The organism is Snodgrassella sp. B3882, assembly GCF_026535915.1.
Classification (GTDB): Bacteria; Pseudomonadota; Gammaproteobacteria; order Burkholderiales; family Neisseriaceae; genus Snodgrassella.
Genome location: NZ_JAFNPF010000001.1, coordinates 1,380,883 through 1,397,409, shown reverse-complemented (window position 1 = coordinate 1,397,409; position 16,527 = coordinate 1,380,883). Strand labels below are relative to the sequence as shown.

The 16,527-nt window shown below is 39.4% G+C and carries 16 protein-coding genes; 10 read left to right on the top strand and 6 right to left on the bottom strand.

Features of this window, described 5'->3' with window-relative positions:
* Nucleotides 1-116: 116 nt before the first annotated feature.
* On the top strand, nt 117-1,379 hold the full coding sequence (rho, locus tag J3U68_RS05950; protein ID WP_037489654.1) for a transcription termination factor Rho: 1,263 nt from the start codon (nt 117-119) through the stop codon (nt 1,377-1,379).
* 556 nt (nt 1,380-1,935) lie between these two features.
* Here the strand turns inward: rho and J3U68_RS05945 are convergent.
* Nucleotides 1,936-2,673 carry a UDP-2,3-diacylglucosamine diphosphatase gene (locus J3U68_RS05945; RefSeq protein ID WP_267375469.1) on the bottom strand — a complete coding sequence of 246 codons (738 nt, stop codon included), beginning with the start codon at nt 2,671-2,673 and terminating at the stop codon, nt 1,936-1,938.
* 15 nt (nt 2,674-2,688) lie between these two features.
* Nucleotides 2,689-3,045 (bottom strand): arsenate reductase, encoded by a 357-nt coding sequence (locus tag J3U68_RS05940; RefSeq protein WP_267375467.1) that lies wholly within the window; start codon nt 3,043-3,045, stop codon nt 2,689-2,691.
* 186 nt (nt 3,046-3,231) lie between these two features.
* Between J3U68_RS05940 and J3U68_RS05935 the strand changes: the two genes are divergently transcribed.
* Nucleotides 3,232-3,873, top strand: coding sequence for a hypothetical protein (locus J3U68_RS05935; RefSeq protein WP_267375466.1), 642 nt, complete (start codon nt 3,232-3,234; stop codon nt 3,871-3,873).
* A gap of 134 nt (nt 3,874-4,007) precedes the next feature.
* Here the strand turns inward: J3U68_RS05935 and secF are convergent, their stop codons facing one another.
* From secF to radC, 4 genes are all read right to left on the bottom strand, one after another.
* Entirely contained in the window at nt 4,008-4,943 is a 936-nt protein-coding gene (gene secF, locus J3U68_RS05930) for a protein translocase subunit SecF (protein ID WP_267375465.1), read from the bottom strand.
* 3 nt (nt 4,944-4,946) lie between these two features.
* Entirely contained in the window at nt 4,947-6,800 is a 1,854-nt protein-coding gene (gene secD, locus J3U68_RS05925; protein ID WP_267375464.1) for a protein translocase subunit SecD, read from the bottom strand.
* An 85-nt stretch (nt 6,801-6,885) separates the two neighbouring features.
* Nucleotides 6,886-7,185: a preprotein translocase subunit YajC gene (gene yajC, locus J3U68_RS05920; protein ID WP_267375463.1), complete on the bottom strand. Its 300-nt coding sequence runs from the start codon at nt 7,183-7,185 to the stop codon at nt 6,886-6,888.
* A 111-nt stretch (nt 7,186-7,296) separates the two neighbouring features.
* Entirely contained in the window at nt 7,297-7,971 is a 675-nt protein-coding gene (radC, locus tag J3U68_RS05915; RefSeq protein WP_267375462.1) for a RadC family protein, read from the bottom strand.
* Between the two features lie 153 nt (nt 7,972-8,124).
* Between radC and radA the strand changes: the two genes are divergently transcribed.
* The 8 genes from radA (at nt 8,125) to J3U68_RS05875 (ending at nt 16,192) form a co-directional block, all read left to right on the top strand.
* Nucleotides 8,125-9,501 (top strand): DNA repair protein RadA, encoded by a 1,377-nt coding sequence (gene radA, locus J3U68_RS05910; RefSeq protein ID WP_267375461.1) that lies wholly within the window; start codon nt 8,125-8,127, stop codon nt 9,499-9,501.
* 227 nt (nt 9,502-9,728) lie between these two features.
* Complete coding sequence (locus tag J3U68_RS05905) at nt 9,729-10,379, top strand: fumarylacetoacetate hydrolase family protein (RefSeq protein ID WP_267375460.1); 651 nt, start codon at nt 9,729-9,731, stop codon at nt 10,377-10,379.
* A gap of 185 nt (nt 10,380-10,564) precedes the next feature.
* The gene (locus tag J3U68_RS05900) at nt 10,565-12,052 is read left to right on the top strand and encodes a glycosyltransferase family 39 protein (protein WP_267375459.1); all 1,488 of its coding nucleotides are present in this window, start codon (nt 10,565-10,567) and stop codon (nt 12,050-12,052) included.
* Between the two features lie 148 nt (nt 12,053-12,200).
* The gene (locus J3U68_RS05895; RefSeq protein WP_267375458.1) at nt 12,201-13,163 is read left to right on the top strand and encodes a glycosyltransferase family 2 protein; all 963 of its coding nucleotides are present in this window, start codon (nt 12,201-12,203) and stop codon (nt 13,161-13,163) included.
* Nucleotides 13,160-13,573 (top strand): GtrA family protein, encoded by a 414-nt coding sequence (locus tag J3U68_RS05890; RefSeq protein WP_267375457.1) that lies wholly within the window; start codon nt 13,160-13,162, stop codon nt 13,571-13,573. Before J3U68_RS05895 ends, J3U68_RS05890 begins: the two co-directional genes overlap by 4 nt.
* Nucleotides 13,566-14,333 carry a ChbG/HpnK family deacetylase gene (locus tag J3U68_RS05885; protein WP_267375456.1) on the top strand — a complete coding sequence of 256 codons (768 nt, stop codon included), beginning with the start codon at nt 13,566-13,568 and terminating at the stop codon, nt 14,331-14,333. The genes J3U68_RS05890 and J3U68_RS05885 overlap by 8 nt, the downstream gene beginning before the upstream one ends.
* A gap of 180 nt (nt 14,334-14,513) precedes the next feature.
* Complete coding sequence (locus J3U68_RS05880) at nt 14,514-15,527, top strand: methionine ABC transporter ATP-binding protein (RefSeq protein WP_267375455.1); 1,014 nt, start codon at nt 14,514-14,516, stop codon at nt 15,525-15,527.
* Entirely contained in the window at nt 15,524-16,192 is a 669-nt protein-coding gene (locus tag J3U68_RS05875; RefSeq protein WP_267375454.1) for a methionine ABC transporter permease, read from the top strand. Before J3U68_RS05880 ends, J3U68_RS05875 begins: the two co-directional genes overlap by 4 nt.
* Nucleotides 16,193-16,527: the final 335 nt, after the last annotated feature.

The following is a 16,527-nucleotide window of genomic DNA, read 5'->3' as shown; positions in this document are numbered from 1 at the left end:
AATATCACGCTTATCTATTGCATGATCAATGCGAGTAAACTCGTTAATTATTGTCATTACGAGTCATAAGACTATTTTTATCTGAAATTCCTATAAATAAATTCACATATATATTTATGCACGTTTCTGAATTACAAAATTTACATGTGTCTGAACTATTGGGCATAGCTGAAGAGTTTGGTATTGAAAATGCCAATCGTTTACGTAAACAAGACCTTGTTTTTGCTATTGTGCGCATAAAAATGAAACAAGGTGAAGCGTTTACCTGCTCTGGTACTCTTGAGATTTTACCAGACGGCTTTGGCTTTTTACGCAGCATGGATACTTCCTATTTGGCAGGTCCAGATGATATCTATGTTAGTCCAAGCCAAATCAGACGTTTTAACTTACACACTGGAGATACAATAGAAGGCAGTGTACGAGTCCCTAAAGATAATGAACGCTATTTTGCGCTGGTGCGGCTGGATAAAATCAATGGAGATGACCCAGATGTTTGTAAACACAAAATACTGTTTGAAAATCTGACTCCTTTATTTCCAGATCGCCAATTTGTGCTCGAACGTGATATTCGTTCTGGAGAAAATTTAACGGGACGCGCTATTGATTTGATTGCGCCAATTGGTTTTGGACAACGAGCTTTGCTGGTTGCACCGCCAAAATCGGGTAAAACGGTGATGCTGCAAAATATCGCCCATGCCATTACGGCCAATTACCCAGAAGCGGAATTAATTGTTCTTTTGATTGACGAGCGACCAGAAGAAGTCACTGAGATGACTCGTTCGGTACGTGGTGAAGTGGTTTCATCTACGTTTGATGAGCCTGCAACTCGCCATGTACAGGTTGCTGAAATGGTTATGGAAAAAGCCAAACGTCTGGTAGAACATAAAAAAGACGTAGTCATTTTGCTTGATTCTATAACTCGTCTTGCTCGTGCTTACAACACTGTTATTCCTGCTTCAGGAAAAATTTTAACGGGTGGTATTGATGCTAATGCTTTGCATCGTCCTAAACGTTTTTTCGGAGCCGCACGTAATGTTGAAGAAGGCGGGTCTTTGACTATCATTGCAACAGCTTTGGTAGAAACAGGTAGCCGAATGGATGATGTAATTTACGAAGAATTCAAGGGCACAGGTAATATGGAATTGCATCTTGATCGTCGAATGGCTGAGAAACGTTTATTCCCTGCTATTAACATTAACCGTTCCGGCACTCGTCGCGAAGAATTGCTGGTAAGTAATGATCGTTTGCAGAAAATGTGGCTATTACGTAAGTTCTTGCACCCGATGGATGATATTGAGGCTATGGAGTTTATTATTGATAAACTGAAACAGTCGAAAAATAATGCTGACTTTTTTGATCTGATGCGCGGTAGCAAATAAAGGTCATTTAGTAAAAAAAGTGCCAACTTAGTTTGGCACTTTTTTATTTATACCTTAAGGCTATATAAGTATACATAAATATATTTTTGCTTTTAAATCTTATTTAAGTCTGATTCTCTTATAGAGAGTAACTTCTAAAGTTTTTTATTCAATCAACGCAAATTTTAAAATTGAATAAATTTTTTTATGCTGGTTCCCGTCTTGAAGATAGGTGCATGTGACTGTCAAAAAAAAATGAATCTTCATATTTTGGAGTAATTTTGGATTTGCTTAGCAATATGAGGGTTTCAGGTAGAAGTTCAAAGATTTTTATTGATTCATTTTTTTAAGCAGCTCAAGCTAATTTAAAATTAACTTGTACCTTAAATTATTTTCATTTTTTGCCTGCGTATTAATGGATTTTTAAGGGATTACTTGAATTTTAAACTAAATTTTGAAGTTTATGAATCATTGAATGTTCAGGGTTTATAGACACAATTTGAAGTTGTTTAACGCAAATGCAAAAAAATAAGTTATAAATGAAATTTATAACTTATTTGGTGCAAGCTCATAAAAATTATAGTTTTAATTCATGTACGTGGACACCTGTTTCGTCTATTGCCAGGTAACCACCTTTATCATCGGCCCAGTCTTGGATAACATACCGCTTGAAGGGCACGCCATGGCAAAGATGCTCATGAACGGCGGGGCGGTGAGTGTGACCATGAATGAGAGTAGGTAAGTGTTCTTGATTTTGACTGGACATTAGGGTCTCAATGCCATTCTCGCTGGCATCTGAAATCTCACTTTTCCCTTCACTGTTTTTGCGCGTTTCGCTCATCTGACGAATTTGTCCAGCTAACATACGCCGTTCTGCCAGCGGCTTATTCAAAACTGCCATTTGCCATAAGGGATTTCTGGTTTGCATTCTGAATTGCTGATAAGCTAAGTCATTGGTACACAATTCGTCTCCATGAACCAGTAGATAATCCTGCCCGTATAGCTGTGTTAACTGAGGGGCTTCAATAAGATCAATACCGGTTTCGGCTGCAAATTGTTTTCCCAATAAAAAATCGCGATTACCGTGCATAAAATAGACCGGCGTAGACGAGGTAAATTGTTTTAATTGTGATTTGATGTTGCGAATAAAGTCGCTATCGTCATCATCGCCTATCCAAACATCGAAAAAATCGCCTAATATATACAAAGCATCTATGTTTCCTTGCCATTGATTTAAGCAACGTTGGAATAATTGATTGAGCTGGGGGGTATGCTCTGAAAGGTGTAAATCAGAAATAAAAATAGTCGTGTTCATATTTGTTTGTGCAGATTAAAGACCAAAAATTTCGGTATAACGTTGGGGATCAAAGCCTATAGTAATTTTATTGTTGTGAATCAATACTGGCCGTTTAATGATAGATGGCTGTGCCAGCATTAAATCAATAGCTGTCTGATCACTGACTAAAGCAGCTTGCTGTTCTTCGGATGAAAGTTTTCGCCAAGTAGTCCCTCTACGATTAATCAGTACCTCTTTTGGAATCTGAGTAAGCCAAAATTCAATATCATTTTGGGTTGGAGGTTGTTTTTTGAAGTCGATAAACTCGGCAACAATATGGTTCTCATCAAGCCATTGACGGGCTTTTTTGACAGTATTGCATTGGCTGATACCATATATTTTGATGGACATAGTAATATGCTGTAGGTGAAATAATTGACTATTATACCGGTTAAGTCAGACAAAACTAATATTATGTCGTTTTTATCACAATTTAAAAAAGTTACCTGGCAGGAAAAATAAGCCTATTTGCTAATATTTTGTATTAATTGTATCCTTTGCTTAGGCTAAATTTTATCAAAGTAGAAAGAGGCAAATATGAGAAAGATGAGCGTGCTTGTTATTAGCTTGATGTTAGTGGGTTGTGGTGGCAAGCAGGAAGCCAATCCATCTAACTTTTCCGAAGCCATTAATGAATTCGGAAAAAATGATCATGTTTGTTTGCCGGTCAATTTAGTATTAGATAATGTTGAAAATGGATCTAAAAACAATCCTTCTGTTGGCGCTCAGGAAATTCGCATTACTTTGAAAAATTCCAGTGGCGATCGTGTCAATAAAACTGCCTTGAATCAAATGGACATTTTGAAAGATGCGGACATATACGACCAAGCTAAAGATGAAGATTTTGTGCTGCAGAATGGTAAAAGCATACCTGTAGCGGTGTATCGTTTGTCTGACAAAGCCAAAGATAAGATTATCTCGTCTCCACAAAATCCATTATTGTGTCTTGGTACCCAAAAGGTAGAAAAGGTTGTTTTATTTACTGAACCAACTCCTGCTAATGGTGTCACTGTTTCTAAAGTAGTTTATGAAGCGAAATTGGTACCGGAAAAATGGGCGGAAAAATTACTTAAAGCAACTGATGAAAATTGGTGGAAATCTTTAAATGAGCCTCAGCGACGCTCAACGGTATTGGTGTTAACGGATAAAGGCTGGAAAGACGAGAGAGAATTACATTAAGTTATGATTGTGCATTTATCGGTCACGGATTAATGTTCAAGATTTTCTAGTTTTGTTTTTCAGAGTTTTATAATATGTAAGCACAAAAACAGCCTCATGTTAGAGGCTGTTTGTTTGTGGGCTGATTATCAGCTTTATACCACTGCTTCTTCTTTTTTCTTTTGTGGTTTAACCAGATTTTGACGATTCAAACCAAACATGATTAACAGTGGGCTAGCGACTAGCACAGAGGAATAGATACCAAATACGATACCAATGGTCAATGCCATGGCAAAACCATGTAATGCTGCGCCGCCAAAGATTAGCATGGATATAACCATGGCTTCGGTTGATCCGTGGGTAATGATGGTACGGCTCATGGTTGCGGTAATGGCATTATCTATAATGGCAGGTACGCTTTGCCCACGCATCTGTGGCTTGTGGAAATTCTCACGGATTCGGTCAAACACCACGACAGATTCGTTTACAGAATATCCCAGTACGGCCAAAATACCTGCCAGCACGGTTAGAGAAAATTCCCAATGGAAAAAAGCGAAACACCCTAGAATAATCACAACGTCATGCATATTGGCGATGATAGCTGATACGGCGAAGCGCCATTCGAAGCGCATAGATAGGTAGATGATGATGCCAATGATTACCATGCCTAAAGCCAATAAGCCATGGGTAACCAACTCTTCTCCAACCTGTGGTCCAATAAACTCTACCTGTCGCAGGATGACACCTTGCTGATGTTTTTTCAGCACATCCATAACTTGATTGGATAATTGTGCTGAAGTGACGTTGGCTTTGTTAGGCAACCGAATCATGACTTGTTTGTTGGTGCCTAATGCTTGTACCTGTATTTCGCCCAGCTTAAGTTCATCTAGCTCGTTGCGGATTAAGTTCAGATCCGCACTTTGCTTGAATTCAACTTCCATTACGGTGCCACCGGTAAATTCAACCGAAAAATTCAGTCCGCGAGTGACCAGAAAAAACACGGCAAGAATAAATGTTATCAGTGATATCGCCGTTGTAAGCTTGCCGTAACTCATGAACGGAATATCGCGTTTTATCTTGAAAAATTCCATATTTTAAGCCTTGCTGTTTCGAGCGTTGTTGTCATCTGCAATCCAGATGTGTCCGATCGACAGTGATTTAAGTTTACGTTTTCTGCCATACCACAGATTGACGATAGCGCGAGTCACCACTACTGAAGAATACATTGAGGTGATGATGCCTAAACAATGCACCACGGCGAAGCCACGAATCGGACCAGATCCGAAGATCAGCAATGCCAATCCCGCAATCAGAGAAGTGATATTGGAGTCGACGATGGTATGCCAAGCATGATCATAGCCGGCATTGATTGACATTTGCGGGGTGTTGCCATGTCGCAGTTCTTCACGAATGCGTTCATTAATTAATACATTCGAATCTATCGCCATGCCTAAGGTTAACGCTATTGCGGCGATGCCAGGCAGGGTTAAGGTGGCTTGCATTGCTGATAAGATGGCAATCAGGAATAACAAGTTGCATGATAAGGCGAGTACGGAAAATAAGCCAAAGAGGCGATAATAAATCATCATGAATACGCCAACGATGACAAAGCCCCATAGTGTGGAGTGGAAGCCTTTGCTGATGTTTTCTTTACCTAAAGAAGGACCGATGGTGCGTTCTTCTATGATTTTCATCGGCGCAGCTAATGAGCCGGCACGCAATAATAAAGATGTATCATTGGCTTCAGCAATACTCATGTTACCGGAAATAATGGTTTTTCCACCAGGTATGGCTTCATTAATCACCGGCGCCGTGATGACTTCTGATTTACCTTGATCGATTAAAACCATCGCCATGCGTTTACCAACGTTATTACGGGTCAGATCTGCAAATATACTGGCACCAGTGCTATCAAAATTCACGCTTACACCAGGCTGTCCACGGTCGTTGAAGCTAGCTTGTGCATCGTTGATATTATCACCGGTTAATTCTACTTGTTTGTTAACCAGTGTTGGCGGACCATTGCCGGCGGATGGAAGTAATTCATAGCCAGCGGGAACATTACCTTGTATCGCTTGCTGGTAGAGGTTGCTATCGTCACTTACCATGCGTACTTGAAGTGTAGCGGTACGACCAATAATGTCTTTGGCTTTTGCGGTGTCCTGAACCCCCGGTAGCTGTACTACGATGCGATCTGGACCAGCCTGTTGAATAACTGGTTCAGCTACGCCCAGTTCGTTTACCCGGTTATGTAAGGTGTTGATGTTTTGTTTTACGGCATCTGTGCGAATGCGGTTTAAAACTGCTTCACTTAAGCTCACCACCAGACGAGTATCATTTTGAGACAGGGTAGCATCATTCAGATATTTTTTAAGCTGAGGAAAAGCTGTTTTGGCATCTTCAGCAGCTAAAAAAGGAACGATTAAGGTTTGATCTTTTTTTATAATTTCGCCTGTACGTATATTGAGTTTACGCAATTGGCGGCGAATATCACCACTATAACTATCCAGAGTTTTGTCTACAGCAGACTGCATGTCAACTTGCATGGTGAAATGCACACCGCCACGTAAATCAAGACCTAAAAACATAGGTTTGGCATGAATTTTTTCCATCCAGGCCGGTGTATTGGCTAAAAGATTTAAGGCTACAATATAGCCTTCTCCAAACTGAGCAGCAATGGCATCACGTGCTTTAAGTTGGGTTTCGGTATCGTTAAAACGTACTTTAAGGCTACCGTCAGCTATAAACATGCCGTTGTGTTGAATATGGGCGGCTGCTAAGGCATCTTTAACGGTTTTTTCTGTTTGCTCATCTATGCTGATGGCTTGACGATTAGTGGAAATTTGAACTGCAGGTATTTCACCAAAAAGATTGGGAATAGTATATAAGAATCCCAATATTACGGTGACAACGATAAGCAGATATTTCCATAAAGGATATCGGTTCATATTTGCTGCCTTATTTGCAGACTAGTTATTTAAATATTGAATAAACAAACGCCGCAACGAAACGTTGCGGCAGTTAAGTGATTAATTAATCAGTAACTTTAGCGCTAATGGCACTACGTTCAAAATCAACTTCGACGTTAGGCGCAATTTCCAGTGTGAAATGCTTTTCATTGACTTTGGTGATTTTGCCGATAATGCCAGCTATAGTGATTACTTTATCACCTTTTTTAAGCTCAGCGATCATCTGTAAATGTTTTTTATGTTTTGCTTGTTGAGGACGAATCATCATGAAATAAAACAAAACGATAATCAACACAAACGGTAAAAAATTCATCAGTCCGTTAGGTGATGCAGCAGAATTAGCAGCATGGGCAAATTCGATCATGGGATACTCCGTAAGATTTGTATAATCTAAACACCAAACTATGTATTGTAATGGTCAACTGGTTTTTTATCCAGTTTTCTATGCGCTGAATGCAAATAATTATGCCTTAATTTATATTAAGTTCAAATCAGCCATGGAAGTGGTACTGTCTGTTGTGACAATAAAATGATCCAGAAGTCTAATATCCAGTAGGTTTAAAGCAGTTTTGAGCTGTTGGGTAAATTTGATATCTGTACTGGATGGTTTGGATGAGCGCCCAGGGTGATTGTGCGCTAGAATGATGGATACGGCATGGTACTTTAGCGCGGTTTTGGCTATTTCACGGGTATAAACTTTGGTTTCATTGATCGTGCCACGTGCCAGTTCTATGGTATGTAATAATTCGTTGCTTTGATTGAGCAATAAGGCTATACACACTTCTACCTCTTCATGGTTGAAGTACAAGCGAAGATATTCCGCGACAGCAGCCGGTTGGGTAAATATCGGCTGACGACGAATTTCTTCTTCCAGCATGCGTTGACTGATTTCGCGGATTACGGCGAACTGGGCATAACTGGCGATACCCATCCCTTTATATTGGCTAAGTTCTTTGAAATCGGCATTGAGCAGTGCTCTTAAACTTCCCATTTTTTCGATTAAATAGCGTGCCAGATCCACCGCTGTCATGCCTTGTGTTCCCGTGCGTAACAAAATCGCTAAAAGTTCGGTATCACTTAAGGCGGAAGCACCATATTTGATCAGTTTTTCTCTGGGGCGGTCATGTTGGGGCCAGTTTTTGATACTCATTTGATAAAGAATAATAAAAGTTTACCTTATTTTATTGAATTAATATGCCATTGTAAACCTTTGTTGCTACATGCATTGTTCAATGCTGATTGATATGGTTACAGGTTTTTGTCGTGAAATTTTGATAAAATGCTTACTTCAACTGGAAAAGTTATGGCTAAACAAAAAACTCAATTTTTATGTGATGCTTGCGGCGGCGTGTCGTCTAAATGGCAAGGACGTTGCCCGCATTGCGGAGAATGGAATACTTTATCGGAAACGGCAATTGTTGCTTCAACGGCAGCAAACAGTCGGTTTCAATCATGGGCAGCCTCGGCTTCACCAGTTCAACTTCTGGCTGATGTCAGTGCGGTGGAGGTACATCGTAATGCTACTGGAATGACTGAGCTGGATCGAGTGCTTGGTGGTGGTCTGGTGGAAGGTGCTGTCATCTTGTTGGGTGGTGATCCCGGTATTGGTAAATCGACTTTACTTTTGCAAACGATTGCCTTGATGACCGAACGTTCTTCAGTGCTATACGTTTCAGGTGAAGAATCTGCGCAGCAGGTGGCATTACGCGCCCAGCGGCTTGGTGTCAACGCAGATGGTGTACATTTGTTGGCTGAGATACGAGTTGAAGCTATTGCAGCGGCCATTTTGCAGCAAAAACCAGATGTCGTGGTGATTGATTCAATTCAAACGATGTATTCGGAAAACATCACTTCTGCGCCAGGGTCGGTTTCGCAGGTAAGGGAGTGTGCGGCTCAGTTAACTCGGTTAGCCAAACATCACGGTATCTCTATGCTGTTGGTAGGGCATGTTACTAAAGACGGTGCCATTGCTGGTCCAAGAGTACTGGAGCATATGGTCGATACGGTGCTGTATTTTGAAGGTGAAACCCACTCAAATTATCGCATGATACGCACCATGAAAAATCGATTTGGTGCAGCCAATGAATTGGGCGTATTTGCCATGACTGAAAAAGGTTTGAAGGGCGTATCTAATCCTTCAGCCTTATTTTTATCCAGTTATCGAGATGATGTTCCGGGATCTTGTGTTTTAGTAACACAAGAAGGTTCGCGACCTTTATTGGTAGAAATTCAGGCATTGGTTGATGATGCTCACGGGTTTGCGCCTAAGCGCCTCACTGTCGGACTTGCGCAGGAGCGTTTATCTATGCTTTTGGCTGTGTTGAATCGACATGCTGGCATTGCCTGTTATGATCAGGATGTATTTCTAAATGCTGTTGGCGGGGTAAAAATTAGTGAGCCAGCTGCAGACTTAGCGGTAATATTAGCTATGCTTTCTAGCTATCGTAATCGACCACTACCCGAAAAAATGATTGTCTTTGGTGAAGTCGGCCTGTCTGGGGAGATTCGTCCGGTACCGCGTGGGCAGGAGCGTTTGCGCGAAGCGGAAAAATTAGGCTTTACTCACGCCATCATTCCTTTAGCAAATTGTCCGAAAAAGACCTCCGATTTTCCTAATCTGACCATTATTGGGGTTAGTTCTGTACAAGAAGGCGTAGATGCGTGCCGTAATGACGCATGATTGATGTTATCTTACCATTGATCAAGATCTAAATAAGGTTAAGGGGTAAGAATTAAGCCTGAGTTAAACCGCCAAAGCTGTATAGTCACCATGAAGTTGTTTGCCAAATCCGGATTCAGATTATTTTCGGGTTTTGCAGCAAAATATATTCAGGTTTACGATATGATCATGATATAGACCATATAAGGTTTGGGTATTCTACTTTAAGCTAACAATAGGCCAAGATGATGAAAAAAATTAATGTAGCTGGACAAGAAGTTTTGCTGGGGAATATTTTTTGTATAGGGCGCAATTATTCTGAACATATTAAAGAATTGAATAATGCTAATCCCGGTGAGCCAGTGGTGTTTCTCAAGCCCACATCAGCATTGATTCAACCGGGGGAACAAATTCAATTGCCCTCATTTAGTCAGGATATTCATCATGAATGTGAAATAGTGATGTATATTGGCAAGGATGCTGCTAATGTTTCGCAGGAAGAGGCATTAAACTATGTGGGAGGTTATGCAATTGGTTTAGATTTAACCGCTCGTGATGTACAAACTCAGCTCAAAGCGAAAGGTTTACCATGGACTAAGGCTAAGGGTTTTCCCACTTCTGCTTGCTTATCACATTTTATTGGTTCACAAGCTGTCGAAAATATTAATGCTGAAACGTTTTACCTTAACGTCAATGGTCAGAAGCGTCAACAAGGCAATACTCAGGATATGATATTTTCTTGCGCTTATATCGTTAGTTATTTATCAACTATATATGGCTTACAGGTAGGCGATATTATTTATACGGGTACACCAGCTGGTGTGGCTGCAATTCAATCAGGTGATGAATTAGAATTAGTTTGGCCACATAAAATCACGACAAAATTTAGTGTAGCCTAGATAGATTTAAATTTTACTCTGGTGATAACCCCCAAGCTCATTCAAATTTTATTTCAGCTTGAATAGTGCTTTTCAAGTATTCATATCAAATTTAAATTTATGTGTGAGGGTTAATTCTTACATTATTTGTGGATTACCAACCTGACTATTATAATTCAGCCAATTGTGCCTACAGATAGTTTGATATGTCATCCAAACCGTTTTCAATCAGATTGCCCGCGTGGTTAATTTTATATTTTGTTATTTGGATAGTTGCACCGTTTATCCTTTCAGCCAGCTATCCATTGGATGTACCAGAAGGTATATATTGGGGGCGAGAATGGCAATGGGGTTATTATAAACATCCACCTTTTTCAAGTTGGGTATTATATTCTTTTTATTACGTATTTGGTCACATCGGTCCATACTTTCTTAGTCAATGCACCATTGTGCTAAGTTTATGGATTGCTTACTTATTTGGCACCGAGCTAATGAGCCGCCAGAGGGCTTTTATTGGGGCTTTGTTTTTGCTCGCTATCTTTTATTATACTTGGCCGTCGCTCGAATTTAATCACAATATTGCTCAAATGCCAGTATGGCTGGGGTTGGTCTATATTTTTTATCTGGCTATAAAACATAACCGGCTGCAGTATTGGCTAGTATTGGGTTTATTAGCCGGTATTGGTATGTTAATCAAATATACAGTAGCGGTACTGCTACTCAGTATATTGATTTTCTCAGTTTTGACGCATTATCGTCGAATATGGCTTAGTTTTAAACCATGGCTGGCATTAGTTATTGCTATAGCGATATTTTCTCCCAATTTATACTGGTTGATGCAGCATGACTGGATTTCCATAACGTATGCTTCAGCTCGTTCAGCAGAAGACGCCAATCGAAACGGACATTTTGCAGCGTTAGGGTATCTTGCTACCCAATTGATTAATCATTTACCGCTTTTGATTATCTTAATTTGTACGCGAACTCGGTTAAGCTTCAAACAACCTAAAAAAATAATGGGTCAAAACGACTGGTTCTACTTGTTGTGGATGGGATTATTTCCAACCGTAATGCTGGTATTGATAGGACTGGTGTTTGGAGTGGGGTTGCGAGATATGTGGGGCATGCCGATGTGGGGGCTTTCTGGTTTAATTGTTGTCGCCATGATTCCAGAGCAGCTTTGGTCCCAACAAAAATATACTTCTTTATTAAAAGGCATATCCATCTGGGTCGCCATAGTAACTTTGTTAATGATTTTATATATTAGTTTTGGTGCACGTATTCGGCATAAGCCATCTCGCATGGATTGGCCGCAAACTGCGATGGCTCATGAAGCAGATCAACAATGGCAATCCTTATCCTCTTGCCAGATGGATAATATTACTGGGTCTGACTGGCCGGTTTTGTTGATTGCATCTTACTCCAAATTTTCTCCTTCCGTCATGATCTCTGGTAAAGCTGTCTATTCACCTTGGATGAGTGAGCAACGTTTACACCAGCACGGTACTTTAGCCATATGGCTGGAGGGAGAACAGCCCAATATACCGTGGCTTAAATCTTTGGCAGCAGATCAAAACTTGACAGTAAAACAAGGGCAATGGGTCATTGGCTGGAATAAGCTACCAGAGCGGCAACCATTAAAAATCGTTTGGCAAGCCTATATTCCAAACCATTGCCTGATCAATAAAAACTAACTTTATGGTAATTTGTAAAACATTTAGCTAAATACAATGACCTTAAATTTCTATATTTTAACTTTATCTTATTAAGAAATTCATAGAAAATATCTCTGGTTAAATTCCAGTTATAATCACTGAAATTCTAGGGTAAGAGATGGTATTGATGAACGCGCAAAAAATTGGATTGAGTATTATTCTACCTATCTACAATGACGCTAAAGCTGTGGGGCAATTCTTACCCCAATTATTGGCTTTTACTGCACAGTTAGCAATGCAGAGTGAAATTATTATGATTGATGATGGTAGTAAAGATAATATTGTTGAGACCTATCAGCAAAATCTCATGCTTAAACCAAGCAATACCACATTGCGCCTTATTCAATTTTCACGTAATTTTGGTAAAGAAGCTGCATTAACTGCCGGTTTGACGGAGTCACGCGGTGAGTTAGTCAGCATGATGGATGCAGATGGTCAACATCCTATTGCCATACTGGCACAAATGCTAACCGCAATTGAGAGCAATAACGTAGATGTTGTCGCTGCAGTTCAAGAATCTCGCGAAAACGAAAGCACTTTGGCTCGTCTATTGAAAAAAAGCTTTTACTGTTTTATGCAAGATACGCATCGATACCATCTTACTCCGAATGCGGGAGATTTTCGCCTGATGAGAAGGAAAGTCGTTGATGCCATCTTGCAACTGCCAGAACGGCAACGATTCATGAAAGGATTGTACGCATGGGTTGGTTTTTCAACCCTATTTATTCCCTTTCAAGCAGATATAAGACAAGCTGGAAAAAGCAAATTCAATTACATCAGTTTATTCGAGTTAGCATTAGTTGGCATCACTTCTTTTTCGCAACGACCATTGCGCTGGATTTCTCGTATTGGAATGATCATCTCTTTGATTGCCATCATATATGGTATATATATCGTATTTGACACATTAATTTTTGGTAAAGATTTAGCTGGTTGGCCAACTTTAGCTGCAGGTATCATGTTTTCAACCGGTTTGCAGTTAATTTGTCTGGGTTTGATAGGTGAATATATTGGTCGCATTTATGAAGAGGTGAAACAACGACCGCTTTATCTCATTAATCAAGAATGGGACAGTAGCGAACCTCAATGAAACATTATTCCAAACAGGGTTTATGGTTTTGTCTCATCGGTGCAGCGGCAGCGGCCACCCATTTCATCAGCTTACTATTATTAGTACAAAACTTAAAACTCACACCGCAGTTGGCTAATCCGATAGCTTTCTTGATTGCTTTTATCATCAGCTTTATCGGTCATTTCCAGTTTACATTCCGCCATCATTTACATAAATGGCAGCATACTTTATGGCGGTGGTTTTTCAGCTCAGTTTCCGCATTCATCTTAAATCAGATATTATTTATCAACGCTTTGAAATGGCTGGGTGATCAAGCTTATTGGTGGGTATGGTTTATGGTGACTATTTTAGTCACCATCATTTCTTTTTTATTAGGTAAGTTTTGGGCATTCAGAATAAAGGACGCTAATGAAGCCAGTCATGATTAATGTTGATGATTTGGGTTTGTCAGAACCTGTCAATGAAGCGGTAGTGTTACTTGCGCAAATGCAGCGTATCCAAGCTACCAGTTTTATGAGTCAGGGAAAAATTGCTGCAGATGCGGTAAACCAATTACACCAACTAAACATTGACATCGGATTACATCTGGATTTAACCGGTTTTCAAGCCAAAGCCAGTTTAAAAAAAATTTTGTTTAGTTCTTATCTTCATTTGCTGCCAGAAAACTATTTAACCGATCTGATTAATCAACAGCTAGATAAATTTGAGGATGTAATCAATAAAAAACCCATATTTATTGATGGTCACCAGCACGTTCATCAATTTCCACAAATTCGGGAGGCACTAATCCGCATTACCGAGCAACGTTATGGTAAAAGTGTTGGGATTCGCAGCACAAAACCGATTCAACCAGATCTGAAAGCACAATTAATTTATCATTTAGGTGGCAAAAGATTAGATACCCTTCTTCAAAAACAAGGTCTACCTTATAACCCTGCTTTTGGTGGAGTGTATGATTTTAACGCTAACATAGATACACTCGAACTAAAATGGAACCAGTGGTTAAGCGCGATACCTGCACAAGGGGCTATAATCATGTGTCATCCAGCCGTGACATCATCTACATGGCAGGATGAAATCAAAACAGCTCGAGAACGTGAATGGCAATGGTTAAGCAGCAATGCTTTCGTACAATCTTGGCAGGAGCAACAATGTTATTCAATTAACTGGAAAAAATTTAGTCACTAACAGTCACATATGCGTGCTATAAAAGAACGTCAAAGTTTAAATTTGTATTTGAACCTCAAGTCAAAGCAAATTTTATCAACATAAATACATGTTTTAAGCTATGATACTTCCAAGCTTTAGGACATAATAATCCTATTTAAAACATTTAAATAAAAAGAACCATCCATAATCCGAGTGAATATGATCATATTTGAAAATATAAACAAAACCTATATAAAAAATCATCAGCATGTCCATGCGTTGAATGACATCAATCTCACCGTTGATACCGGAGATATCTTTGGTTTAATTGGCTGGAGCGGAGCAGGTAAAAGTAGTTTGATTCGTCTGGTTAACCAGTTAGAAAAACCATCATCCGGTAGCATACAAGTGGATGGCGTGAACGTGAATAGCTTAAATAGAGCAGCACAGCGTCAACATAAAAAAAAGATTGGTATGATTTTCCAGCACTTTAATTTACTGGAATCCAAAACAGTAGCACAAAATGTTGCTATTCCCTTAATCCTTCAAGGCATAAACCGTGCAGAAATACAAAAGCGTGTTGAAGCCATGTTGTCTTATGTGGACTTATCCGCTAAAAAAGACAGCTATCCTAGCCAGTTGTCTGGTGGACAAAAACAACGTGTGGGTATCGCTCGGGCATTAATCACAGAACCGACCATATTACTTTGTGATGAAGCCACTTCAGCTCTTGATCCGCAAACGACATTATCAATTTTGAAATTATTAAAACAGATTAATGATGAACGTAAAATAACCATTCTGCTGGTGACGCATGAAATGGAAGTGATTGCTTCTATCTGTAATAAAGTTGCCGTGATGGAAAAAGGGCAAATCATTGAACAAGGTTCTGTTTTAGATATCTTTTCAGCACCGCAGCAGGATACCACCAAAAAATTTGTTAGCACCGTATTAAGCCCGCAAATTCCTGAAGCAGTTCTGGCCAGCTTGCCCAGACAAGACAATATCTATCGACTTGAATTTTTAGGTGACTCTGCCAGAAAACCAGTGGTGAATGAATTAATTTTAAAACAGCTTGTAGAAATCAATATCTTATTTGGCAATATGCGTGAAATCAGTGGTGTGGTATTGGGTAGCATGTTTATCCAAATGAATGGACCTGAAGATCAAATTCAAGCAGCTGTAAAATTTCTACAAGAAAAAGGTGTTCATATTGAAAGAGGTGTGGCATGAATCAATGGTTGACAACTTCGCTGACCAAAGAACAATTTGGGATGGCTTTAGTTCAAACATTCAACATGGTAAGTGTATCCTTCGTTTTGGGGTCACTGCTGGGTATGTTGTTGGGAATTTTATTGGTACTAATACGTAAAAATGGCATTTGGCCTAAGCCATTTCTTCATAAAATACTTAATATTATCATTAATACCATACGATCATTGCCATTTATCATTTTATTAATCTGTGTTTTACCAATGGCTAGACCATTTGTGCATACATCCATTGGTACCAAAGCAATGTTTATTCCATTAATTATATTTGTTGCCCCTTATATTGCCCGATTAATTGAAAATTCTTTATTAAGTGTTCCAGCAGGTATCATTGAGGCAGCTCAGTCTATGGGGGCGACAAACTTTCAGATTATCCGCTATTTTATTTTACCTGAAGCCATGCCATCAATCGTGTTAGCTTTAACCACAGCTCTGATTGGATTAATTGATGCCACTGCCATGTCAGGTACCGTAGGTGGAGGGGGTATCGGTGATCTAGCTGTAAATTATGGTTATCAGCGTTTTGATTATGTCATTATGATCATTACCGTCATCGTACTAGTGCTGATTGTTCAAAGTGTACAAAGTCTAGGTAACTGGCTTTCAGCGAAAACCAAGAAAAATTAAAGAAAAACAGCTCGATCCAAGAGCTGTTTTTTTTAATAACAATTTTTATGCAGAAGAATAATATCTCATTCGCTACTGAGATTTTGATGATAATGACTGAATATTCACTAGATTTAGTTTCGTTCAAGATAGATTTTTTGTTATTTGAAAATAAGATCGAATTATAAGCACCACAAAATTTCTATAACCAGACCAAAAAGCCACTCTTCATAAACAGATGCTGAAGCAAGAGATTATTTAAAAACTGATCCTTTTTATCTTAACTTGATGGTTAATCATTATTGATTAGTTGCATTGAGGTCGCTGTTATGTCAGGTACAGGAAATGGCGAGATC

Coding starts and splice junctions, on each gene's coding strand:
- rho (WP_037489654.1), top strand. CDS start 117: ATGCACGTTTCTGAATTACAAAATTTACATGTGTCTGAACTATTGGGC.
- J3U68_RS05945 (WP_267375469.1), bottom strand. CDS start 2,673: ATGAACACGACTATTTTTATTTCTGATTTACACCTTTCAGAGCATACC.
- J3U68_RS05940 (WP_267375467.1), bottom strand. CDS start 3,045: ATGTCCATCAAAATATATGGTATCAGCCAATGCAATACTGTCAAAAAA.
- J3U68_RS05935 (WP_267375466.1), top strand. CDS start 3,232: ATGAGAAAGATGAGCGTGCTTGTTATTAGCTTGATGTTAGTGGGTTGT.
- secF (WP_267375465.1), bottom strand. CDS start 4,943: ATGGAATTTTTCAAGATAAAACGCGATATTCCGTTCATGAGTTACGGC.
- secD (WP_267375464.1), bottom strand. CDS start 6,800: ATGAACCGATATCCTTTATGGAAATATCTGCTTATCGTTGTCACCGTA.
- yajC (WP_267375463.1), bottom strand. CDS start 7,185: ATGATCGAATTTGCCCATGCTGCTAATTCTGCTGCATCACCTAACGGA.
- radC (WP_267375462.1), bottom strand. CDS start 7,971: ATGAGTATCAAAAACTGGCCCCAACATGACCGCCCCAGAGAAAAACTG.
- radA (WP_267375461.1), top strand. CDS start 8,125: ATGGCTAAACAAAAAACTCAATTTTTATGTGATGCTTGCGGCGGCGTG.
- J3U68_RS05905 (WP_267375460.1), top strand. CDS start 9,729: ATGAAAAAAATTAATGTAGCTGGACAAGAAGTTTTGCTGGGGAATATT.
- J3U68_RS05900 (WP_267375459.1), top strand. CDS start 10,565: ATGTCATCCAAACCGTTTTCAATCAGATTGCCCGCGTGGTTAATTTTA.
- J3U68_RS05895 (WP_267375458.1), top strand. CDS start 12,201: ATGAACGCGCAAAAAATTGGATTGAGTATTATTCTACCTATCTACAAT.
- J3U68_RS05890 (WP_267375457.1), top strand. CDS start 13,160: ATGAAACATTATTCCAAACAGGGTTTATGGTTTTGTCTCATCGGTGCA.
- J3U68_RS05885 (WP_267375456.1), top strand. CDS start 13,566: ATGATTAATGTTGATGATTTGGGTTTGTCAGAACCTGTCAATGAAGCG.
- J3U68_RS05880 (WP_267375455.1), top strand. CDS start 14,514: ATGATCATATTTGAAAATATAAACAAAACCTATATAAAAAATCATCAG.
- J3U68_RS05875 (WP_267375454.1), top strand. CDS start 15,524: ATGAATCAATGGTTGACAACTTCGCTGACCAAAGAACAATTTGGGATG.